This is a genomic window from Muricauda sp. SCSIO 64092, from assembly GCF_023016285.1.
GTDB lineage: Bacteria > Bacteroidota > Bacteroidia > Flavobacteriales > Flavobacteriaceae > Croceivirga.
On sequence record NZ_CP095413.1, the window covers coordinates 3,439,586 to 3,461,113 of the forward strand.

At 41.1% G+C, this 21,528-nt stretch carries 24 protein-coding genes; 12 read left to right on the forward strand and 12 right to left on the reverse strand.

Translation table 11 applies throughout. The annotated features are described in order from the left end of the window. The first annotated feature begins 40 nt into the window (after positions 1–40). The 4 genes from L0P88_RS14540 to L0P88_RS14555 all read left to right on the forward strand — a co-directional run bounded on the left by L0P88_RS14540 (position 41) and on the right by L0P88_RS14555 (position 2,433). Complete coding sequence (locus tag L0P88_RS14540) at positions 41–259, forward strand: hypothetical protein (protein WP_247130639.1); 219 nt, start codon at positions 41–43, stop codon at positions 257–259. A gap of 95 nt (positions 260–354) precedes the next feature. Beyond that, positions 355–636 carry a hypothetical protein gene (locus L0P88_RS14545; protein ID WP_247130640.1) on the forward strand — a complete coding sequence of 94 codons (282 nt, stop codon included), beginning with the start codon at positions 355–357 and terminating at the stop codon, positions 634–636. Positions 637–658: 22 nt separating this feature from the next. Then, positions 659–1,714, forward strand: coding sequence for a sensor histidine kinase (locus tag L0P88_RS14550; protein ID WP_247130641.1), 1,056 nt, complete (start codon positions 659–661; stop codon positions 1,712–1,714). Next, complete coding sequence (locus L0P88_RS14555; protein WP_247130642.1) at positions 1,711–2,433, forward strand: LytR/AlgR family response regulator transcription factor; 723 nt, start codon at positions 1,711–1,713, stop codon at positions 2,431–2,433. Before L0P88_RS14550 ends, L0P88_RS14555 begins: the two co-directional genes overlap by 4 nt. A 107-nt stretch (positions 2,434–2,540) precedes the next feature. Here the strand turns inward: L0P88_RS14555 and L0P88_RS14560 are convergent, their stop codons facing one another. The 8 genes from L0P88_RS14560 to L0P88_RS14590 form a co-directional block, all read right to left on the reverse strand. After that, positions 2,541–2,915, reverse strand: coding sequence for a DoxX family membrane protein (locus tag L0P88_RS14560; protein WP_247130643.1), 375 nt, complete (start codon positions 2,913–2,915; stop codon positions 2,541–2,543). Positions 2,916–2,984: 69 nt separating this feature from the next. After that, on the reverse strand, positions 2,985–3,377 hold the full coding sequence (locus L0P88_RS24150; RefSeq protein ID WP_409557731.1) for a CPBP family intramembrane glutamic endopeptidase: 393 nt from the start codon (positions 3,375–3,377) through the stop codon (positions 2,985–2,987). Between the two features lie 3 nt (positions 3,378–3,380). Next, complete coding sequence (locus tag L0P88_RS14565) at positions 3,381–3,731, reverse strand: hypothetical protein (protein WP_247130644.1); 351 nt, start codon at positions 3,729–3,731, stop codon at positions 3,381–3,383. Then, the gene (locus L0P88_RS14570; protein WP_247130645.1) at positions 3,731–4,516 is read right to left on the reverse strand and encodes an SDR family oxidoreductase; all 786 of its coding nucleotides are present in this window, start codon (positions 4,514–4,516) and stop codon (positions 3,731–3,733) included. The genes L0P88_RS14565 and L0P88_RS14570 overlap by 1 nt, the downstream gene beginning before the upstream one ends. A 124-nt stretch (positions 4,517–4,640) precedes the next feature. Beyond that, positions 4,641–4,952, reverse strand: a complete 312-nt coding sequence (locus L0P88_RS14575; RefSeq protein ID WP_247130646.1) for a cupin domain-containing protein — start codon at positions 4,950–4,952, stop codon at positions 4,641–4,643. A gap of 29 nt (positions 4,953–4,981) precedes the next feature. After that, on the reverse strand, positions 4,982–7,141 hold the full coding sequence (locus L0P88_RS14580) for an OmpA family protein (RefSeq protein WP_247130647.1): 2,160 nt from the start codon (positions 7,139–7,141) through the stop codon (positions 4,982–4,984). Positions 7,142–7,147: 6 nt separating this feature from the next. After that, complete coding sequence (locus L0P88_RS14585; RefSeq protein ID WP_313791560.1) at positions 7,148–8,086, reverse strand: type IX secretion system membrane protein PorP/SprF; 939 nt, start codon at positions 8,084–8,086, stop codon at positions 7,148–7,150. A 23-nt stretch (positions 8,087–8,109) separates the two neighbouring features. Beyond that, on the reverse strand, positions 8,110–10,998 hold the full coding sequence (locus L0P88_RS14590; RefSeq protein ID WP_247130648.1) for a gliding motility-associated C-terminal domain-containing protein: 2,889 nt from the start codon (positions 10,996–10,998) through the stop codon (positions 8,110–8,112). Between L0P88_RS14590 and L0P88_RS14595 the strand changes: the two genes are divergently transcribed. The 3 genes from L0P88_RS14595 (at position 10,984) to L0P88_RS14605 (ending at position 12,825) form a co-directional block, all read left to right on the forward strand. Next, positions 10,984–11,130 carry a hypothetical protein gene (locus L0P88_RS14595; protein WP_247130650.1) on the forward strand — a complete coding sequence of 49 codons (147 nt, stop codon included), beginning with the start codon at positions 10,984–10,986 and terminating at the stop codon, positions 11,128–11,130. The two genes, L0P88_RS14590 and L0P88_RS14595, sit on opposite strands and share 15 nt — an antisense overlap. 106 nt (positions 11,131–11,236) lie before the next feature. Beyond that, positions 11,237–12,589 (forward strand): UDP-N-acetylmuramate--L-alanine ligase, encoded by a 1,353-nt coding sequence (gene murC, locus L0P88_RS14600; protein WP_247130652.1) that lies wholly within the window; start codon positions 11,237–11,239, stop codon positions 12,587–12,589. 95 nt (positions 12,590–12,684) lie between these two features. Then, entirely contained in the window at positions 12,685–12,825 is a 141-nt protein-coding gene (locus L0P88_RS14605; RefSeq protein ID WP_247130653.1) for a hypothetical protein, read from the forward strand. A gap of 9 nt (positions 12,826–12,834) precedes the next feature. On the opposite strand, the gene L0P88_RS14610 is transcribed toward L0P88_RS14605, so the two are convergent. The 4 genes from L0P88_RS14610 to L0P88_RS14625 all read right to left on the reverse strand — a co-directional run bounded on the left by L0P88_RS14610 (position 12,835) and on the right by L0P88_RS14625 (position 16,360). Continuing rightward, on the reverse strand, positions 12,835–13,284 hold the full coding sequence (locus tag L0P88_RS14610; RefSeq protein WP_247130654.1) for a DUF1569 domain-containing protein: 450 nt from the start codon (positions 13,282–13,284) through the stop codon (positions 12,835–12,837). A gap of 117 nt (positions 13,285–13,401) precedes the next feature. Beyond that, complete coding sequence (locus tag L0P88_RS14615; RefSeq protein ID WP_247130655.1) at positions 13,402–14,460, reverse strand: hypothetical protein; 1,059 nt, start codon at positions 14,458–14,460, stop codon at positions 13,402–13,404. Next, positions 14,457–15,446, reverse strand: a complete 990-nt coding sequence (locus L0P88_RS14620; RefSeq protein ID WP_247130656.1) for a hypothetical protein — start codon at positions 15,444–15,446, stop codon at positions 14,457–14,459. The genes L0P88_RS14615 and L0P88_RS14620 overlap by 4 nt, the downstream gene beginning before the upstream one ends. After that, positions 15,443–16,360: a tail fiber protein gene (locus L0P88_RS14625; RefSeq protein ID WP_247130657.1), complete on the reverse strand. Its 918-nt coding sequence runs from the start codon at positions 16,358–16,360 to the stop codon at positions 15,443–15,445. Before L0P88_RS14625 ends, L0P88_RS14620 begins: the two co-directional genes overlap by 4 nt. Positions 16,361–16,580: 220 nt before the next feature. Between L0P88_RS14625 and radC the strand changes: the two genes are divergently transcribed. From radC to L0P88_RS14650, 5 genes are all read left to right on the forward strand, one after another. After that, positions 16,581–17,279, forward strand: a complete 699-nt coding sequence (gene radC, locus L0P88_RS14630; protein WP_247130658.1) for a RadC family protein — start codon at positions 16,581–16,583, stop codon at positions 17,277–17,279. Positions 17,280–17,553: 274 nt separating this feature from the next. After that, on the forward strand, positions 17,554–18,801 hold the full coding sequence (locus L0P88_RS14635) for a polysaccharide deacetylase family protein (protein WP_313791561.1): 1,248 nt from the start codon (positions 17,554–17,556) through the stop codon (positions 18,799–18,801). Continuing rightward, positions 18,794–19,483, forward strand: a complete 690-nt coding sequence (locus L0P88_RS14640) for a YjjG family noncanonical pyrimidine nucleotidase (protein WP_247130660.1) — start codon at positions 18,794–18,796, stop codon at positions 19,481–19,483. Before L0P88_RS14635 ends, L0P88_RS14640 begins: the two co-directional genes overlap by 8 nt. A 57-nt stretch (positions 19,484–19,540) precedes the next feature. After that, entirely contained in the window at positions 19,541–20,077 is a 537-nt protein-coding gene (locus L0P88_RS14645; RefSeq protein WP_247130662.1) for a hypothetical protein, read from the forward strand. A gap of 38 nt (positions 20,078–20,115) precedes the next feature. Further along, the gene (locus tag L0P88_RS14650) at positions 20,116–21,525 is read left to right on the forward strand and encodes a DUF5723 family protein (RefSeq protein ID WP_247130663.1); all 1,410 of its coding nucleotides are present in this window, start codon (positions 20,116–20,118) and stop codon (positions 21,523–21,525) included. The last annotated feature ends 3 nt before the right edge of the window (positions 21,526–21,528 follow it).

A 21,528-nucleotide genomic window follows, 5' to 3' on the forward strand; every position in this document is an offset into this window, starting at 1 on the left:
TGAGTGTCTTGCTTTGACCTCGAATCAATTCAATCAAAAAATGGACATTAGAAATTTGGATAGTACAAAAAGGACGGTTTTGGTCATTGGCGGTGTGGCCATCCTGGTAGGTGTAATCGGCCTATTTGGATTACAGCCCGTAATGGAACAGTTTTTTCCATTGTACATTGGACTTACCTTAACAGGTGCCGTTTTATTTCACAAAGACATGCCAGTTGAACAAAAGAAACCCCTATCAAAATCAGGTATACGGAAATGATAAAAGGGTAGAACTGGCAAGTCCCTTGTTAGGAATGTCCCATTCCCGTGCTATTTGTACTATCCAAAAAATAAAAAGTAACACAAGAAAATACTATGAAAACCAGAAATGCATTGTATTTGGCCGGAGCCATTTTGGTTGTGGCCACTTTGGTATCCATGTTCCAAAAGGCAGATCTTATTTGGGGCACATTAATGGTCATTAGCGCGGTTCTTATACTCTTTTTTGGATACCAAAAGGACAAACAATTGGTAAAAAAATGTATGACCAACCCACTTACCAAAAAGAAGGTTGCCCTGGTTACCTTGAGTTTAACGACCCTATTTTTTGGATTGGGATTTGCAGTGGGCAAACTTATCTACCTTTGGTCCCTGTAAAGAATCATTTTTCTAAATCTTAATGAATATTACGGACAAGAACAGGAACAGGATTTTTTGGATACTCCAGTTTGCCGGATGGGGCTTTTTAAGTTTGACCTCCATCTTCTTTTTGGACAAATTAGGGTCGTCTTTTGTGATTTTTAATGTAATCGCAGGAACACTGATTGGGGTGGTGTCTACAACAGCTTTACGCTACTATATAAAGAACATCGTTCTTGAAAATTTTAATCTCGAAAAGCTTTTAAAGATTGCCATTGGCACCGTATCGGCAGCTATACTGTATGGGATTTTGAATTACGGTATTGGCTATGCCTATGCCAAGTTAGGTCCTGATATCACGGAAGCCCAAAAACAGGTGTTAAAAGCTTTTGACAATGTTTGGCTCTTGGTATTTCAGTCGGTGTTTATAGTCGGTTCCTGGGTGGTGTGCTATCTGGTCATTAAACTCATCCTAAAAGCGAACAAAAATCGGGTGGAACGATTGGAACTCAACACGACCTTAAAACAAGCACAGTTGAATACGTTAAAAAGTCAGATCAATCCCCACTTTATGTTCAATAGTTTGAATAATATTAGGGGGTTAATGTTGGAAGATGTGGAGAAATCAAGGGAAATGCTGACGAAATTATCCGCAATGCTAAGGTATTCGTTGACCCAGAACAGTGTGGACGGTATAGCTTTGGAAGAGGAATTGGAAATGGTAGATAATTATATCGCCCTATCAAAAATTCAGTTTGAAGATCGACTGGAGTTTGATAAAAAAATTGATAGCGAAACTCGAAACATACACATTCCACCAATGCTTATTCAATTATTGGTCGAAAATGCAGCAAAGCACGGTATTGCCAACTTAAAACAGGGGGGCAAGATTTCACTATCCACCCAAAAAAATGGGGAATACCTAAGAATACAGGTTAAGAATACGGGAAGACTGCGTATAGCAAAGGATTCAACACAACTCGGTCTTAAGAACATTAAGCAACGTTTAAAACTATTGTATGGCGACAATGCTTCGTTTGAACTTGGTGAAGCTGAAAATGAAGTCGTAGCGGACATTAAAATACCCTTGTCATGAACATTAAAGCTGTAATCGTCGAAGATTCCAGATTGGCGCGAAATGAGCTGAAGGAACTGCTCAAACCCCATATCAACATTGAATTGGTAGGTGAAGCGGAGAATGTGGACATGGGCTTTGAGTTGATTCAAAATACGCGACCGGATCTGCTGTTTTTGGATATCAATATGCCCGAGAAAGATGGGTTTGAGTTATTGGAACTATTGGATGAGGTACCCATTACCATTTTTACAACCGCCTTTGATGAATATGCCATTAAGTCCTTCGAATACAATGCCCTGGATTATCTGTTAAAACCCATAAACCAAAAACGTTTTGATCTGGCAATTGAAAAAGCAAGAGATCAATTGGAGGGTAAGGGCAATGAGCCCCAAACCCAAAGGTTAACGGCTTCCAGTCAGATTTTCATTAAAGATGGGGAAAAATGCTGGCTGGTAAAAATCGGTGAGATTTCACATTTTGAAATTGTGGGGAATTACTCCAGGGTCTTTTTTAATGATGAAAAGCCAATGCTGTACAAATCGTTGAACCAAATTGAGGAGAAACTCCCGGACACCAATTTTTTTAGGGTCAATCGACAACAAATCGTAAATACCAATTTTATCAAAAATGTGGTACCATGGTTTAACGGAAAACTGAAATTGACCATGCAGAACGGCGATGAAGTGGAGGTGTCCCGTAGGCAATCCTATCTGTTTAAGGATAAGATGAGTTTTTGATTGTATTGACCAGGTATATAGCTTTGATTTTCAATAGCCAAGCTCCGATGGGAATAAAAAAAGCCCTTGTTTGAACAAGGACTTTTATTACTAAAAGCAATAATGTTTTAAGCCCTAAGGATATCCTTATATCGGTCTTTATATCCAATTAAGGTCAAAACGTTAAAAATTAAAAGACCCAAAGCCGGTCCAATACCTTCGGGAGCCAGGGTAGCATGGAATAAAACCGCACAAACCGACACGCTCATAAGAATAAGGGCCATCAATGCACCAAACTTATTCAGGAGCAAGGCCAGCCCAGCAAGAACTTCCACTAAGGCCACCAAAGTTATGGTCTTTGAACTGACCAATGCACCAAAGTACGCCCCGGCATCACCCGTTACTTCCGGTGCAGGAAGAAAGTTGAGGAATTTGTTGAGTCCAAAGACCAATACAAACAATCCTAACAGGATTCGGATTACCATAAAAACTTTTGAATTCATACGTGGGATTTTTATTGGTTAGACTGTCAAGATACTTAAAAATAACTGGATATCAATTATTTAAAAACGTCAGAGGATAAAATAGACGATAAAATAGGTCATGGTAAGGTTGAAAAAGGCATGGGATAAAACAGCTCCAAGAATTGACCCCGACCGCTGTTTGACAAAAAAGAAAATTCTTGAGGCAACAAACATAAGAATTACCCATAATAGGGCTGGAAGGGGACGAAATACCCAACCTTCACTGGTATACAATACTCCAAAGTGTGCCAAATGGGTTAGGGCAAATGCCCCACTATCAATGTAGGACGCTCCAGTTGATCCAAATTTCTCGGTAAAGCATCGATGTATAAAACCCCGGTACATCAGTTCTTCCCCAATCGGGCTAAAGATCATGCTGGTCAAACCAAAAATGAGGAAGTACGTAAATCGGTGTTCGTACAGATTGGCCGAATTTGGAATAGTCTAGGACTTGGAAATATAGACAAGCCAATTCATAATTGAATTTCCATAAAGCAAATCGCCAATAAACCATACCAGGCCACAGAAAAGGATTCCCAGAAGGACTCCGATCAATAATCCCTTACCACTATGTGGTTTTCGGATGCCTATTTCTTTTCTTCCCAATCTGTTCAATAGTAAAAAGGGCAAAAGCCACATGATTACAAATATGATGGAAGTAAAACGATAGTCCCCTGTTTTATTGGCTTGCAATACGGTAATGAACCTGGGAACGCCCAATAGAAAGATTAGAAATAGGCCAAGCTGCCAATTGAATTTTAATATTCCGTTTAAATAGGACCTAAAGAAATCCATCAAAGGGACTTTAATAATCCGCCATCAATGGGGATATTGGTGCCGTTAATATAAGCGGCTTTGTCCGAAGCTAAAAACGTAACCAAATACCCATATTCTTCGGGCTTGCCAATTCGTTGTGCCGGAACACTGTTTTCCATGGCTTTTCGTACCTCGGCCCTGCCAATCCCCATTTTTTCTGCCTTTTTGGCGTTCAATTGGGCAATACGTTCCGTATCAAAATAACCGGTCAAGATATTATTGACAGTGATACCGTCTTTGGCAACATCAATGGCCAAGCTTTTGGCCCAGGTAACCACTGCCGCCCGAATGGAATTGGACAGGGCCAGATAATTCAATGGTTCCTTGACCGATATTGAAGCTACGTTGATGATGCGTCCCCATCCCTGTTTTTGCATGTGTGTTAGGGCCATTTGGGTGGTAAGGACAACGGATTTGAACAGCAGATCAAAAGCGTTTTGATAATCCGCTACCTTTTTTTCCAATGCACCCCCAGCTTCCGGGCCTTGGGTATTATTGACCAGGATATCCACCGTGTTTTCCTTAAAAAAACGGGAAATAATGGCTTCATAAGCCTGATATTTGGTAAAATCCACTATAAGATAGTGATGCTCCTGACCTTCGTCCGTGGGTAGATTTTTTATAAGGGATTCCATTTTGTCCCCACTTCTCGCCATTAGGGTAACACTGGCACCACTTTCGGCCAGTTGAACAGCGATGGCCTTTCCTATACCCTGACTGCTGCCGCCCACGAGAGCTCTTTTTCCTTTTAAATCTATGACCAAAACAATACTTTTCTACTAACTCCTAACTCCTAACTCCTAACTCCTAACTCCTAACTCCTAACTCCTAACTACTAACCATCAACCATCAACCATCAACCATCAACCATCAACCATCAACCATCAACTATTTATACTCCTCCCTTACCGGACAAAAAATGTCCATAAGCTTACATGGGGTCAAGGCTTTTCCACCATGGGGTGAATTCGAGGGTATTACGACGACATCTCCAGGTCTGTAAATAGCGGTTTCCCCATCTACAGTAAATTCAAATTCACCTTCCACCACGTGCATTATTTGTTCGTGATGGTGGTGGTGCTCGGGAACTTCGGCACCCTTATCAACGGTCCAAAACGCCCAACTCATGGTATCTCCGTGCACCAGTTTCCCATGGTAACCGGGCATAATTTCTTTTGATTGTATTTCCGAAAGGTTCATGCAAACAAATTTTCACTAAAGGTAAAGCATTACTCCCAGCTTATAATGGTGAATTCGCAACGCCTGTTCCATTCATGATCCTCTTCCGTACAGGCTTCTTCACTCCCACATTTTACAATAGGTTGTGATTCACCATATCCTTTTGCAATGATTCTTTGTTCTGCGATGCCATTCTCTACCAGAAAGTCTTTGACGGCATCCGCCCTTTTTGGCGATAGGTCTTTATTGTACTTACTGTTACCCCGTATGTCTGTATGTGAACCTATTTCCACAACCATTTTTGGGTATTTATCCATAGTGGCTAACACTATCTTAAGACGTTCTCTTGTTTCCCTTCTCAAATACCAAAGACTATAATCGAAATGGATTTCTTCCGTCTTTATATAGGTAACATCTTTGTCTTTTACAATGACATCCTCTGTTTGAATGGCACTCTCAATTTTTTTTGCTCTTTCTTCTTTTTGTTTTGCTATCAATTTTTTCTTTTGCTCTTCCTCAAGTCGTTTTTGGAGCTTTGCCTTTTCAAGGGCCTCTTTCTCCAGGCGAAGTTTCTCTTCTTTTTCCCGTTTGAACCTGGCGATTTCTTCTTCTTTTTGCCTTTCTAATTCAAGTTGGTGTTGCCTTTCCTTCTCTTTCTTGGAAAGCAAACTCAAATCTCCATTTTTGATGGCAGCACGTTCTCTATCCGTGCGGATGGATTTGGAACCATTTTCATATCCCGTTTTTGTTCCAAGAACCTGATAAAGTGTTTCACATTCTACCGTGAATGTGTAGGAGCCATCTTTTTCCGTTATACTGTTCTTTACCAATTTATTTGCAGCATTGAAGAGTTCAACCCGCGCATTGGGGATGGGCTTTTGTGTTGTGATGTCCGTAACGATCCCTTTTATGTATTGCTTACAATTTTCGATGACCAACGGCTTGGTTTCCTCAAAAGAATAAATATCATCACTGCCTTGGCCCGTAGGGCGATTTGAAGTAAAATACCCAGTACTACCGTTCTTATTCATAAAGTATGAAAAATCATCATAACCGCTATTGAGGGGTAGGCCCAGATTGTCAGGGGTGTTGAATTTCCCTTTTTGGTACCTGGCAATAAAAATATCCAACGACCCAAATCCTGGATGACCATTTGAAGCGAAATAAAGGTTGTTACTGGAGTCCAAAAATGGAAACTGTTCCTTTTTATCTGTGTTGATGGTCCCACCGAGATTGATAGGGTTTCCGAAAGAACCATCTTTGTGTATAATTACGGAGTACAGATCAAAAGAACCATGCCCGCCAGGCATGTCAGAGGCAAAATACAGCTTTGTACCATCCCTATTTAGGGCCGGGTGTTCACAAGAATAATCATCATTGTTGAAAGGTAAGGCGATAATATTTTCCCACTCACCATTCTTTAAGGTAGCCTTGTATATTTTGAGATTTGAAATCTTGTCTTTGTTTGCCCTTCGTTTTCCATTTGTAGTATTGTTTCTTGTGAAATAGAGCGTCTGTCCATCTTTTGAAAATGCAAAAGTGCCTTCGTGCATATTTGTGTTGATGTTCTTTGGGAAAGATGTGCTCAAACTGTCCGCATACTGCAATTCAGTTAGCTTATGGACATAAAGATCAAGGTAATTCTGATTGTTCCACTTAAATACTTTATTTATGGCCTGTGTTTTTTTTCTTGCAGCCGTATATACCAATAGTGAGTCTTTGACCATTGCGCCAAACTCTGATGTTTCGGTATTTAAGGGGAGGTTTTCAATATGGTACCGATTACCTATGGCCTTTACGTTGTCAAGATATTGTTGCTCTGCATCAAGTTTTTTAAGGGTCAAAGAATCTTTGTTCTTTTCATAAAACCCATGCAATACTTCATAGGCCTTGCCAAAATCCCCGCTTGCCTTAAGCGCTTGACTCCATTTAAAATAATGCGCTCCACTTACTTTTTCACTATGGTTCGAAATCAAATATGCGTACCATCTTGCGGCCGCTTTCATATTAAAAGTATGGTAATAACTATCGGCCAAATTGTTGATTACAACATAGCCCCTGTCTTTTGGGATAAGAGCTTCATAAAGGGGTATGGCATCTGTATAATAAGCTTTTTCAAAATAGTCGTTGGCCCGCTCAATTGTAGTCTGTGACGTGGTAATCCGTACTGAGCTAAGAAGTATGATGCTAAAAAATAGGAGTCTTTTCATGATCATCTAATAAAACCTTGGAGATTTATCATACCCTTTCCCAAGCCTAAGCAGATCTAGGTCAAAAAGTGTGAAAATCTCATGTGAACCTGATTCAAAGGCCCCTAGATTTGATAACACATAATCATAGGCATAGCCAATACGTAAAAATGGAGTTACGGATATATTGAACATGGCACTGACCGAATCTTCAAATCGATAAGAAATTCCACCTTCAAATGTATTGTTGAACAGTAGATTTAAGGAGGCGTCCAAGGTCAACGGGGCACCACTGACCATTTTTGCCATAACCGATGGTTTTACCTTTAGGGTTGAATTGATTTGATAAACATAACCAGACGTCAGAAATATATGTGTGGACTCTCCTCCAACCCGATTGATTCCATTTCTGTTTTCGAGGTGTTTTGATGTGAGTAGATTAGGAGCCGAAACACCGACATAGAAGTTCTCCCTGAAATAAAAGGCGCCAATTCCAACATTGGGAAAAACGCTGTTCAAATTTTCATTGAATGCTGGATCGTCTTGAAATTCGGGCAGTCGAAAACCGTTAAAATTGGTATCAAAATTGGTGATGCCTCCTTTTATGCCGAGCGAGAGCTTATCCTTTTCACTTAGCCTTAGCACGTAGGCAAAGTCTGCATAAATGTTGTTTTCTTTTAAGGCCCCATCGCCAATATCATCTGAAATAACCGATATGCCTGTTTCCACTTTTTCTCCTAGGGAAGTATGTGCAAAGAATGAAAATGTAGTGGGGGCGCCTATTGCGTTGAGCCATTGTGAACGATAGAGCGCACCAAATCTGATCATACCGGGCGCATCAGTGGCATACGCAGGGTTCACCACACTCATGTTATACATATATTGTGTGTATTGGGGATCTTGCTGTCCGTGTAAGACATGAACCAAAAGAATGATTATAATGAGATGGCAACTATTGTTTTTCACGTTTTCTTTGGTATGGACAATGGTTAGTTGTTTAGGTAGAGGCGACCTTGTTTCGGTTCAAAACCTTCCTTATTGAATTCGATGATATAGAAATAGACACCGCTAGGTGCCAATGTAGATCCGTTTTTGCCACCCCAAGCTGGGTTACGGGCATCTCCCCTAAAGAGAGTGGTACCATATCGGTTTACTATTTCCAGGGTAAAGTCAGGGAAAATGACTTCGATATTTGGAATAAAAAATGTGTCATTTCTACCATCTCCGTTCGGTGAAAACCCATCGGGAACAAAAAAGTCGTACTCTTCAGGTACACAGTCGCTTAAAGTGACCGTAACAGCAATCCTTTCTAGGCTTCTACAATCAAATGTTGTATCATAGCCTTCTGCGTAATAGATTCTTTCTTCCAATACGGTTTCATCTGGTAGGGGGTCCGTTGAATCGATATCATCGTACCAAAAAACGTTATTATTGTTTTGATTTTCCAATTCCCTTAAGTTAAAAATGGTTGGGGTGTCCAATCCACAAGCCATAAAGGAATCACTTTGAAACGACGGGATATTTGGTGAAATAATGGATGGAACTATCTCCATTCTCGTGGTCCCGATACATAACGAGGGGTTTTTGGTAGCAGCAAAATAGCTCGTGTTGTCTATAAGTGGGGTGGTACCATCCAAAAGATTACCCGCCACAAGTGCATCAAACCAGACCACATTATGATTTTCCGGTACATTAAGTTCAATGTCATCCAAGGTTGGGTTCTCCGTGGAACAAAACCTAGGATTGGAGTCTGAAACGTTAGGTGGGGCCGGGTCTGAAATGAGTATAGTGATGGCAATACGGTCGGAGCCTTCGCAGTTGTTTTCTGGATCGGTGTTCGAAACATAATAGTCCTCACCATCGATAAGGGCAGTTGATAGGGGTAAAATATCCATATCACCGGCCGTGGCGTAAAACAATAACAGCCCATCTGCAGAAACTTCAATATCCGCTAAACTGGGAGAGACCATATTGAAATCACTTAGGCAGAATTCCTGGATTGGTTCTGCAGTAGGAAGTCCTGGAATTCCGCCTCGAGCGAAATTTTCAGTAAGTTCAAAATCAAAAACTGTTCTGCATGGTGTGGAGTCAGTTTGGGTGCTTAATACTCTCGCTGTATAATTGCCTTCGGGCAATGAGGCCACATCAATCTGATAATTTGCGGAACCTCCATTAAAGTTTATTGTATTTGTGGTAAGAACGGTATTTGTAGTTAACTCTGTGACATCATAGGTTATTGTGTATGTACCATCACTCAAAATAGGGGCATCTACCAAAACATCGATTACTGTAGCATCGCAGCTATCGTCTATTTGCAGGTCAAGGTCAATGGCACTAGGTGTTGGGGTGACCACAAAGCTGCTTTCCAGGTTGCAACTTAGGGGTAGTGCATTTGTAATTGATACCACAATATTGTAGTCGCCACCTTCATCCAAATTCGCTGCCTCAATTTCAAAAGAGGCATTTCCATTGTTAAAAGTAATATTGGTAGGTCCAAAATTTGAGTTGGTCACAGAGGGACCGGTCAAAGTATAGTTCAAGTCAAAATCTCCATTGGCAGGACTGCTACTTGTATCCAAAATATTGGTCAAAGTAACTGTTGTTGGAGTCCCTTGGCAACTATTGTTAGCACTGGCTTGTGCTTTAGAAACCAAAAAAGTGGTATTGGGAACAATTACCGTTGGGCAAACATCACGTAAAGGTGTCACCCCAATTAAACGGGTTAAGGCCAACGTCACGTTGGTGTTAAGTGGGACCAGGTCAGGGTCAACCATAAAGTTTCCACCACCATTTGCAAGTACTGCACTTGCAATACCGGGATTGCCATTTATTAGGTATTCAATTTCGAAACTACCATCAAATAGTATCGTATCGTCGTAAGATAGATTGATGCTGTAATCTTCTCCAGAACAAAAATTAGCTGCGGTCATGGTGCCATCAAGCACAGGAAGAATATCAATATTTACGATTGCTGACATTTCCTCACAAACGGGATGGCCGGGAAAAACGGTATATACGAAGGAATAAGTGCCATACCCAAAATTCGCGTTTATTTCCTCTAGGTCAATTACAGAATCATTTAGATCGCTTAATTGGTTTGTGCGACTTTCAGACCAGGTGCCATTGGGATCTTCACCTACCAATTGGTTGTTCAAATCAAAATTGGTAAATGCTGAAAAGTCGTCATTTGTGCAAATCACAAAACTTGTGGCCAACCCTGGATTTGCTGCAGGATGCACTTCCAAAATAACCCTGGACTGCCTACTTGGGCATGAATCAACCATATCAACTGTATATGTGAATTCATAAATCCCTGGTCCCGCAGCCCGAGCGTCAAAAATATTGTCTTCAAGTTGACCGGTAAACGTTAAAGGATCTTCTTCCCATAACCCATTGAAATCTTGTACTTTTCCATCAATTTCACTTCCTAAAAAGCTGTGTAGGTTTACATTGGGGTCATCCCCACAGGCATTTGCACTTCCATCAATGTTGTTTTCACCGGGGTAACCGCCTAAACGAATGGTTACGGTTGCAGATTCGTTACATATAGGATTGGTATATGTAAATTGATGTTCTCCAAAATTATTGATTCGCCATAGGTCAACAACTCCTGTAGATTGGTCCAACGCAAAAAAGTTGGCAGGGTCACTGGTCTGCCATGTTCCACCGTTAGATGGGGAGCCACCCAGCTTATCAAAAAGGGCATACGTTCTTGTGGATACATCATTGTCCTTCTCGCAAACGGTCACTGAGCTATCAGAACCGGCACATTGTGAATATAATCTGGAAATTGAAATACAACAAAGCATCAATAGCGACAACGAACAACGCAGAATTTTCCCAATAGTGGAAAATGAACTTGAATGGAAATCTTGCATTTATATAATCTTGGTCTTCAGGAGCGTTTTGATGAAAATATCAATGAAGATACTTGTAAGATTAATACAAATGAAAATAAAGTTGTAAATGATGGGAAAAGTAAAGTGATTCCTGTTAAACGTATTAAATAGTGCCTAATGCACAGTTAAAGTTCTACACTCGTTACGCTCCATTCATGGTTTAATCACCTAGTTAAACATTTTCCATTTTTTATCTTTGGGCGGAAATTTTTACCGAATGCATATTCATTTTATTGCCATTGGTGGCAGTGCCATGCACAATCTGGCTTTGGCCCTTGAACACAAAGGCTATCGGGTAACCGGTAGCGATGATGTTATTTTTGAACCTTCCAAAAGCCGATTGGATGAAAAAGGCCTGTTGCCCAGGGAATTCGGATGGTTTCCAGAGAAAATTACAGCAGATTTGGATGCCGTAATTCTGGGAATGCATGCGAAACCCGATAATCCAGAATTGAATCGGGCACAGCAAATGGGGGTAAAGATATATTCCTATCCGGAGTTCCTTTATGAGCTGTCCAAGAATAAGACCAGGGTCGTTATTGGGGGAAGCCATGGCAAGACCACGATTACTTCAATGATCCTTCATGTGCTACATTATAATGGCATTGAAGTGGACTATATGGTGGGTGCACAATTGGAGGGTTTTGAGCGAATGGTACATCTCACCGAAGAAAATGATTTTATCGTCCTGGAAGGGGACGAGTATTTAAGTTCACCGATTGACCGTAGGCCTAAATTCCATTTATATCACGCCAATATTGCACTCTTGAGTGGAATTGCCTGGGATCATATCAATGTTTTTCCTACCTACGAGAATTATTTGGAACAGTTTCAGGTTTTTGTGGATGGTATTATAAAGGGAGGGAGCATCACTTATAATGCAGAGGACCCAGAAGTAAAAAAAGTAGTTGAAGCTTCGCAAAACACCATTCGCAAGTTACCTTATGAAACCCCGGAGTATGCAGTGGACAATGGAATTACCTTTTTGGAAACTGAAGATGGACCAATGCCTTTGGAGATCTTTGGGAGACACAACCTCAGTAATCTCATGGGGGCCAAATGGATTTGTCAGCAAATGGGGGTGGACGAGGCGGATTTTTACGAGGCCATAGGAACCTTTAAAGGGGCTAGTAAGCGTATGGAGAAGATTGCCGAGGGACCAACATCCGTTGCCTTTAAGGATTTTGCACATGCACCGAGCAAGGTAAAGGCTACTGCACAGGCGGTAAAGGAGCAGTTCCCTAACAAAAAACTATTGGCCTGTTTGGAGTTGCATACGTACAGCAGCCTAAATGCCGAATTCTTGAAGTATTACAAGGGGGCTTTGGACGCCGCAGATGATGCGGTGGTCTTTTATTCCCCCAAAGCCGTTGAAATCAAAAAATTGGATACCGTATCCGAGCAACAGATTGCAGACGCTTTTCAGCGTGATGACCTGATTATATTTACCGAACCGCGATTGTTTCAGGAATTTTTGTTCGGTCAGGATTTTACAAACACCGTTTTACTTCTTATGAGTTCCGGTAACTATGGAGGATTGGATTTTAATAAGGTCGCCGAACATTTTTAGTTTGTATCCGGAATATTTGTCAGGGAATTCTTTTTGGGAACGGCTTTTGAACTATATCAGCCATGCGCATTAGTACGGCAATCAAACTTATGAAAATGGTCAGAAGCGTTGTCTCCATGGCCTTAATGGCCATTATGATAGGTGTTTCCAATGTAATTATGGAGGAAGACCGCAGCGTTAATGATACCCGGGCAAGGATGGAACAACAGGTAATCGAAAATGATGAAGAAGGATAGTCCTTCAGACTACACCCCAAACTGTCTAAAATGGTGGTCTAAGTGCTTATATTGCATTTGTCCCCATTGGTCATAGGTAAAATGCCCAAAAGCGGGATGGGGGTCCCTATCCTTTAGTGTTCTGGTTTCGTGGAAATCCGTTAATAAACGGGTTAAGGTCGATTTTTCCTTGTCAAAGTCCCTTTTGTCCTCTACTCGGAACTGTTTTGGTGTAGGCATGTTCTTTTTCCAAAGCTTGTCATCATACATTCCTTTTTTAAAGGATTTCATCAGTAATCCCATAAAAAAATTGGGTTTGGGCAAGGTGGTCCTCCCCAATGCAATTTCCAACGGGAGTTGGCAATGGCGCATCATCTGTCCGGCATTCATTTTTCCCCAGGCGGGTTGGGTGTCCGCGGTAATTTTGCGCAATCTATCCAAAACCTCTTGGTGGGCATCTGTGTCAAAAAGGGATTTCATGGAATACGGTTTTTCTTGTCCCAAAGTACAAAGTTCCATGCCAAGTAACAAGTAGGCTTTTGAATACAAAAATCAGTACCCTTAACTCGGCAATGATGCCAAAACTAAGTGATGGTTTTACTTTTGCCCCTCCCTCAATAACTTGACCTCTTCTTTAAGCTTTTGAATCTCCTTCTGTTGCGCAATGGTATAGAGCATCAGTTCCTCAATCTTTTGGAGCAGTTTGGCATTCATTTCCCCAAGTTTGATACCGTTTTCTGCTACCTTTTGGGCACTAGGGATGTCCTGTAGATGTCCTTTTTCTTTTATATGGGTTTCTACATCTTCTAAAGTAGGCAACTCATAATCCTTATCAAACACGTAATCCGGCCAGCCCACTAGGTCCACTTTGACCTCTTTGGCATGGATGTCACCGTTGACCGCTAGTCTGGCATCGGGTGTGAGGGTGCCAATACCAACATTGCCATAATCACCGTCCAATACCATAATTGTTTTGTCATATGTACTTCCGGAATTCAACCATTTTTGAAAACGTAATTGATTTGTTAGTTCGTAAAACTCAATGACCCCAGCATCTCCGTCATTGTCGGTTAAAACAAACTTTGGTCTTGTTGACTGGATTGAAAGCATCTGTTTTGGATCGGTTGTTCCAATCCCTACTCTTCCCCCTCTGGCAAACGTTACCACTTTACCAATGTTATAGTCATTAAAATAAACGGCATCCGTGTTTGGGTCATAATCGAAACCTCTGTCTTCCGAGAACCTTATTTTGTTGCCCATTGCCCATATCGTGCCCAATGAGCTCAAGGTTCCATTATTGGTAATGCTCCCGCCTATGCCAAAGGTTATTACCCTACCATTGTTAAAGTCATTAAAATACACAGCATCTTTGTTTGGGTCATAATCGAAACCTCTGTCTTCCGAAAATCTTATTTTGTTGCCTATTGCCCATATTGTGCCCAACGAGCTCAAAGTACCGTTGTTGTAGATGTTTCCTCCAACACCAAAAGTTATTACCTTACCATTGTTAAAGTCATTAAAATACACGGCGTCCGTATTTGGGTCATAATCGAACCCCCTATCCTCAGAAAATCGAATTGAGTTTTCGGGTACTAAAAGTTGCGCATTTAAAAAGCTTAGGAAGCATAACGAAAAAGCTAGAATGATTGTTTTCATCTTGATTGTATCTGGTTGAGTTGATTTTGTAATTCTTGATTTCGCGCTTTAACGGAGTTCATTTCCTTAACGAGATTTTGAATCTCCTTCTGTTGCGCAATGGTATAGAGCATCAGTTCCTCAATCTTTTGGAGCAGTTTGGCGTTCATTTCCCCGAGCATGATGCCATCTTCGACTACCTCTTGGGCACTGGGGATATCTTGTAAGTGTCCTTTTTCCTTAATATAATTTTCCACTTCTTTCAAAGAAGGCAACTCATAGTCCTTATCGAAAACATAATCCGGCCAGCCCACCATATCCACTTTGACCTCTTTGGTATGGATGTTACCATTGACCGCAAGTTTGGCATCGGGAGTTTCGGTCCCGATACCTACATCTCCGTTGTTTTTGACAATCAAACCTTGGCCTTTTGCAAAAATTCTTAAATCATAGCCGTTGCGATTCGTAAAAAAACCAAGGTACTTTCTATTGTTGCTACCCTCTCCCAGCCACCATACTTCATCCCCACTTTTGTCATAACCTCCCAACCATCCATAAAAAGAATCATCAGTATCCTCCTTACTAGTGTTTTGAAGCTTGATGACAGCCCCATTTCCTGATATATGAAGTTTTGAAGTTGGAGAAGACGTTCCTATTCCAACACCACTTCCGTCACCTTTAATGGTCATCAATCTTGAATTCCCGTTATTGCTGTTGAAAAGGATATCCTGGGAATTTCTTGTCTCAATTTCCAATTCTAAACCGTAACTCCTAATCTCATTGGTGCCACCGAGAATATTTCTAAAAAGGAGAAAATTATTGGAATCCCCCAGTCGAAGTCCTTCAGAAGCTCCATAAACATCCAGGGCATAAGCCGGAGATCCTGTTCCAATTCCCACATTATACGAGGTGGTAATAGTATTTCCGCCATCGGGCCCTGTCCATTGTTGGGGATACAAGAATATCGCTATTGAAAAGGTAAAAAGGGTTAAGGTTGCTTTTTTCATCTTGATCGTATTTGGTTAAGTTGCTTTTGTAAATCTTGATTCTGTGCTTTAAGCGTTTGGATTTCCTTCTGTTGCTTGATGGTATAGAGCATCAGTTCCTCAATCTTTTGAAGCAGTTTGGCATCCATTTCCCCAAGTTGGATACCGTTTTCCATCACCTCTTGGGCACTGGGGATATCCTGTAAGTGTCCTTTTTCCACAATATGGGCTTCCACTTCTTCCAAAGAAGGCAACTCATAGTTCTTATCAAACACATAATCCGGCCAGCCCACCAGGTCCACTTTGACCTCTTTGGCATGGATGTCGCCATTTACTGCTAGTTTGGCATCAGGGGCAGTAGTGCCTATCCCTACATTACCGCTTCTATTAATTCGCATGGCCTCAAAATTGGAATCTACAAAGGCGCCACTGGATTTTACCCGAAATGCCAATCCCTGAATATCATCGTCTGTGGCCTCTTGGATTGCTTGGATTTCAGGACCATTTTGCTTACCCAACATCACCGAGGATAGGATATTGCCAGAACCTACATTGCTGCCAAAAATATGTAGTTTGGTACCTGGGGAAGAGGTCCCAATACCAACATTCCCATTGGAATCAAAAACTATTGAATTTGTCCCCAGTTGATAATTGTATAGACTAAACTTACCGGTATGGGGATAATTGGAGAGCAGTCCCCAGGTCCTCTGTCCTTGATCTAAAAATCTAATGATGGACTGATCACCGTCCGAACCGGCATTGATGTGTATTTCAGCGTCATTTCCCGTAATCGATTTGATTTCAAGCTCCGATGATGGCGTTGTCGTTCCGATGCCAACCTTATCCGTTGTGGTGATGCTACTTCCATTATCCGTCCACTGGGCGCTCAGGCCGGTTTGGACAACCATTAGGGTAATAAAAAATGCTTTTTTCATTGTAGTAAATTTCTCTACTAAAATTAAGAAATGTACAGTTATTTTATTCGTTTTTTTGGTTAAATCAAGGGGGAATTGAGTGGTAAATAGGCTAACCGTACAACGCAAAATGGTGATATGGACAACGTCCAATTTCGGGTTTATCGCAATGGTGAAAAAGTTCCGTTTTGGAGTGCTTTTAAGAGTGACCTACATGAAATTAAACTCCTATCTTTAAAGCATGCAAGAAAAGCAAAACTCACTTTCCATTAAGAATTGGGCGGATGATGACAAACCCCGTGAGAAAATGTTGCAAAAAGGCCGTTTGGCACTTTCCGATGCGGAGCTTATCGCCATTCTTATAGGCTCTGGGAGCAAAAAGGAAAGTGCTGTTGAACTCAGTAAGCGAATTCTTTCTTCAGCAGGAAACAACCTAAATGAATTGGGTAGGCTGTCCATTAAACAGTTAATGGGATTTAAGGGCATTGGGGAGGCCAAAGCCATAACCATTGCGGCTGCCTTGGAATTTGGAAGGAGACGAAGGGGGGAAGAGGTTCAAAAAGTAACTAAAATCACCAGTAGTAAAGATGCCTTTGAGCTATTACAGCCCCTAATGGGAGAATTGCCCCATGAAGAATTTTGGATCCTATACTTGAATAATTCCAATAAGGTGTTGCACAGGGAACAACTGAGCAAGGGCGGTATGACCGGAACCTTGGTCGATGTGCGTTTGGTAATGAAACATGCCTTGGAACATAGTGCCGTTGGCTTGATTTTGGCGCATAACCATCCTTCCGGTACACTAAAACCAAGTCGTTCTGACAAAGAGATCACCAAAAAACTGAAAACCGCGTCCGGAGCATTGGATATTAAAACGTTGGACCATCTCATTATTGCCCAAAACAGCTATTTTAGTTTTGCCGATGAAGGAATCTTATGAAACTTCAAAATGGATAGGCCGATCTTTTGGATTTGCTAGTGAACTCATTTAAACTTTTTCAAATGGCTAAAAAATTGTCCATCTGCACCCATTTTTCGTCTTTTTTTCCTTCCGTAGCCCAGCTATGCAACTCAAAAAAGCTTTCAACTGGGCACAAAATCCCTAATTTTCGCCTAATTCAAAAAAGTTTAAATGAGTTCAATTATAAATTTTGTGTTGAATAGGCATGTTGCTCATTTATACCCATAAAATCACCAATCGCTTCAGTTATACCATGAAGCACATATTTGTACAATTATTGGGTATTGAAATTGGGTTTACCACCAAGGTAGAGGATTTTATAAAACACCAGGGCCCCAAAATCACCTACACCAAGCAACCCCTTCAGAATGAATTTTTTATTCGTTCAAATGATCTGCTTTTTGAACAGGGAATCAATGACATTCAAATAAGGGTTCAAGACTGGGAGGGAATTCCCTGTTTTTTTGCTACCGATGAACGGAGCAATATTCCTTTTGACATCTTTTCCGCCAGTTTTTATCTATTGAGCAGGTATGAGGAATATCTACCACACGTAAAGGATGAATTGGGCAGGTTTCCACCCGAAACCAGTGTGGCCTACGAACATGGGTTTTTGGATACCCCCGTGGTGGACCTATGGTCCCATAAGTTCCTTAAGATTCTTATGGCGCGTTTTTCGGATATTATGGTAAAACCTAAAAAGTATCGGTTTACTTCCATAGTCAATGTGACCACTTCACATTGTTTTGCCTTACGCGGATTTGGTCGCAGCGCGGCCGGGTTTTTTTATGATCTTTCGGGCTTGAAACTCTCGCGCATGGTAAAACGCATTGTGGTTTGGTTCAATCCCAAAAAAGATCCCTATGACAACTTTTCAAGGCTCGTGGAAATTCACAAAAAATTTAGGGCCAAGACCATGTTCTTTTTTCAGTTTGCGGCTTACTCTGCCCATGACAAGAACATTTCGATCCACAAAAACCGTTTTCGGTATTTGATCAAATCGGTGGCTGATTACAGTATAGTATCTTTAAGTGCATCCATGGCGGCAGGTGCGGATGTGGACACCTTAAAAAAGGAGAAAATGCAGTTGTCAAATCTCATTAACAGACCGATCAAGTATTCACGAATGCGCTATAACAAAGTCTTTGTGCCCCATACGTACAGGGATTTGGTTGAAGCCGAATTTACGGATGACTATTCCTTGGGCTATACCCACTATTTGGGGTTTCGGGCGGGTACTTCGGTCCCCTTTCCGTTTTATGACATTAATTTGGAGGTACAACAGCCAATTAAGATCCATCCCTTTGCCGTTTGTGATTATGCCTTGAGAAAGCATGGGAATAAAGAGGGGATTTTTGCCCAATTGGACCAAATGTACCGAAAGGTAAAACTGGTTAAGGGGGATTTTATCTTGGTGTTCTCCAATGAACTCCTTGGCGAAAAACATAAAATTAACTGGTTGGAGCTATACGAATCCCTTTTAAAACGCTATTATGTTTAAGGGGGTCGTTACCGATGTGTTTTTTGATTTGGACCATACCCTTTGGGATTTTGAGAGAAACTCCGAGCTCACATTTCAATCCATTTTTGAAAAACATGATCTTCAGGTAGATCTTGAAAACTTTTTAAAGGTCTATACACCTATTAATTTCAAGTTTTGGAAACTTTATCGCGAAGAAAAAGTGACCAAGGAAAACCTACGTTATCAAAGGTTGAAACAGAGTTTTGATGAGATCGGTAAAAAAGTGGATGACAATACCATTCACAGACTTTCTGAGGATTATATTAAAAATCTCTCCTCTTTTGGTCATTTAATTTCGGGCACATTTGAAATCCTGGAGTATTTAAAAAGTTCATATCGATTACACATCATCACCAATGGTTTTGCGGAAACGCAGCGGAAGAAAATGATCAACTCCAAGATTTCGGGATATTTTGAAATTGTGGTGAATTCCGAAATGGCAGGGGTAAAGAAGCCCAACCCAAGGATTTTCCAGATGGCGCTGGAGAAGGCAAACACCCTGCCCAATAATTCATTGATGATCGGGGATAATCTGGAAGCCGATATTCTTGGCGCGCAAGCTGTAGGATTTCACACCTTACATTTTAATTCCAACGGTGAAAATTTCCATGAATTCTCAAAAATCATTCACCATCTTCACGAAATAAAACAGTTTTTATAGAGTTATAGTAGGGTAGGGCTTACCTCAATTGTTATTAGGCCACTGATATTGCTCAAAATGAAAAAACCGTCCCTTCTTTTTCTATTTCTTTTTTTACTGTATTCCTGCGCCGAGGAAACGGATTTTGATCAGTTTGATGATCTGAGCATAGAACCAACGGTGGCTTCCAGTATTCTTTATGTCGAGTCTGATGAAGACACCATAAATTTGGCGGGTACCGGAGGTTTTTATGACCAAACCTTCACTTTTGAGGCTTTTAATGAGGCCTTTGTCTCAGAAAGGGTATTGGATGGGACCATTACATATGAGGTAGAAAATACTACAAGTAAACCTCTAGGGATAGTAATTGAGTTTTTGGATGCGGATGGAAATATTTTGGACAGTGAATCCTTTGTGATTCCCCAAGACCCAGCTCCATTGCTGGAACGTCAAGTTGCCTATGGGCAAGGGGGCAAGTCAATTGATATTCTTAGAAATACCACAAATATTAGGGTAAGTGGGGAAAATTTGGGTGATGCCACTAGCCAATCCTCACAATCCGAGCCCAAAATAATCCTTAGATCAAGCGCTGCCTTTAGATTACGATTACGATGAGAAAACAAGCCTTGGTTTTATGGACCATTCTTTGTGGAATGGCAACATTGTGTGCCCAAAACAAACAGTTGTTGTATGATTTTTATGAGATTCCCCAGTCTTTAATGCTCAATCCTGGAGTAAAAACCCCTTACAAATGGCATTCAGGGGTTCCTTTGTTACCTGCTTTTTCATTTCAGGCGGGCAGTAGTGGTATCACAGTAAGCGATTTGTTTGCAAATGATGGTATCGACTTTACCACCAAGTTCAGGAACCAGGTCGTTAACGGTTTAAACAAGAATGATGAATTTGGGGGGAGTGGTCAGATTGAATTGTTCAATATTGGTTTTAGGAGTACTAATCAGCCCAGGGATTATTATTCCTTTGGAATATACGGTGAGGGTTTTATTTCACAATTCTGGCCCGAGGATTTGGCCGTATTGGCATTTGAAGGAAACGCGGATAACTTAAACAGGCGATTTAGCCTCAATCATATTGCCACTCAAGGGGAAGCTATCAACGTATTTCACTTTGGCATTAACCGAAAACTGAACAACAAATGGACGGTAGGTGCACGGGCCAAACTATATTCCAGTGTATTTGAGTTCAAATCTGCCAATAATGATGGGTATTTTGTGACGACGCGGGGCGAAAACAATATTTTGAGAAATACCCTGGTCGCCGATGTTACCATGCGAACTTCCGGGGTACAGGAAATCATTGATATCATAGAGGAGGACACCGGGACGACAAAGGTAGATTTGGCCAGTCTTCTACTACGTCGCTCCTTCTTTGGGGGGAATTTGGGCATTGGATTTGATATCGGTTTCACCCATAGTTTTGGGAGAAATAGCTTTTTTACCGCCAGCCTATTGGATGTAGGGTTCATTTATCATACCAATGCCATTAAGAATTATACGTTACAGGGAGCGGCCTCCAATGAAGGAGTGGAAATAGTATTGCCCGAGGATTTGGCCAATTTCAATACTGAAATTTGGCAAGAACTTGTGGACGATTTTGAAGCGCAAGTTCCTTTTGATACCAATGAGGACTCCTATATAACCTTAAGACCTATTAGCTTAAATGCCTCTTTCCGCTACAACTTTGGGGGACCCGGACCAAAAACCAAAAATTGCGGATGCGGCACGAGCGTAGTTTCAAGGACAGAGAATTTGGACTATGTCAATGCCGTTGGCGGACAACTGTTTGTGATAAATAGGGTGCGTGGTCCCCAAGCAGCGCTTACGGGATTTTATCAACGGAGATTGGGAAACACATTGGCATTTAAAACAACATATACCGTGGATAAGTACAGTTTTTCCAATATTGGTTTGGGACTGAATCTACAAGCGGGGCCCGTTAATTTCTATCTTTTGGGTGATAACCTTTTGGGGTATGCCAATATTCCAAACAGCCACTATGCCTCTTTACAGTTCGGATTTAATATTATATCTTGGAATGGTAATTGATTA

Excerpts from the sequence above, each read along its gene's own strand:
- L0P88_RS14575 (WP_247130646.1), bottom strand. The coding sequence starts at position 4,952 with ATGAACCTTTCGGAAATACAATCAAAAGAAATTATGCCCGGTTACCAT.
- L0P88_RS14640 (WP_247130660.1), top strand. The coding sequence starts at position 18,794 with ATGTTTAAGGGGGTCGTTACCGATGTGTTTTTTGATTTGGACCATACC.
- L0P88_RS14565 (WP_247130644.1), bottom strand. The coding sequence starts at position 3,731 with ATGGATTTCTTTAGGTCCTATTTAAACGGAATATTAAAATTCAATTGG.
- radC (WP_247130658.1), top strand. The coding sequence starts at position 16,581 with ATGCAAGAAAAGCAAAACTCACTTTCCATTAAGAATTGGGCGGATGAT.
- L0P88_RS14550 (WP_247130641.1), top strand. The coding sequence starts at position 659 with ATGAATATTACGGACAAGAACAGGAACAGGATTTTTTGGATACTCCAG.
- L0P88_RS14540 (WP_247130639.1), top strand. The coding sequence starts at position 41 with ATGGACATTAGAAATTTGGATAGTACAAAAAGGACGGTTTTGGTCATT.
- L0P88_RS14620 (WP_247130656.1), bottom strand. The coding sequence starts at position 15,446 with ATGAAAAAAGCAACCTTAACCCTTTTTACCTTTTCAATAGCGATATTC.
- L0P88_RS14555 (WP_247130642.1), top strand. The coding sequence starts at position 1,711 with ATGAACATTAAAGCTGTAATCGTCGAAGATTCCAGATTGGCGCGAAAT.
- L0P88_RS14590 (WP_247130648.1), bottom strand. The coding sequence starts at position 10,998 with ATGCAAGATTTCCATTCAAGTTCATTTTCCACTATTGGGAAAATTCTG.
- L0P88_RS14605 (WP_247130653.1), top strand. The coding sequence starts at position 12,685 with ATGGTCAGAAGCGTTGTCTCCATGGCCTTAATGGCCATTATGATAGGT.
- L0P88_RS14610 (WP_247130654.1), bottom strand. The coding sequence starts at position 13,284 with ATGAAATCCCTTTTTGACACAGATGCCCACCAAGAGGTTTTGGATAGA.
- murC (WP_247130652.1), top strand. The coding sequence starts at position 11,237 with ATGCATATTCATTTTATTGCCATTGGTGGCAGTGCCATGCACAATCTG.
- L0P88_RS14560 (WP_247130643.1), bottom strand. The coding sequence starts at position 2,915 with ATGAATTCAAAAGTTTTTATGGTAATCCGAATCCTGTTAGGATTGTTT.
- L0P88_RS14650 (WP_247130663.1), top strand. The coding sequence starts at position 20,116 with ATGGCAACATTGTGTGCCCAAAACAAACAGTTGTTGTATGATTTTTAT.
- L0P88_RS14615 (WP_247130655.1), bottom strand. The coding sequence starts at position 14,460 with ATGAAAACAATCATTCTAGCTTTTTCGTTATGCTTCCTAAGCTTTTTA.
- L0P88_RS14545 (WP_247130640.1), top strand. The coding sequence starts at position 355 with ATGAAAACCAGAAATGCATTGTATTTGGCCGGAGCCATTTTGGTTGTG.
- L0P88_RS14595 (WP_247130650.1), top strand. The coding sequence starts at position 10,984 with ATGGAAATCTTGCATTTATATAATCTTGGTCTTCAGGAGCGTTTTGAT.
- L0P88_RS14625 (WP_247130657.1), bottom strand. The coding sequence starts at position 16,360 with ATGAAAAAAGCATTTTTTATTACCCTAATGGTTGTCCAAACCGGCCTG.
- L0P88_RS14635 (WP_313791561.1), top strand. The coding sequence starts at position 17,554 with ATGAAGCACATATTTGTACAATTATTGGGTATTGAAATTGGGTTTACC.
- L0P88_RS14580 (WP_247130647.1), bottom strand. The coding sequence starts at position 7,141 with ATGAAAAGACTCCTATTTTTTAGCATCATACTTCTTAGCTCAGTACGG.
- L0P88_RS14645 (WP_247130662.1), top strand. The coding sequence starts at position 19,541 with ATGAAAAAACCGTCCCTTCTTTTTCTATTTCTTTTTTTACTGTATTCC.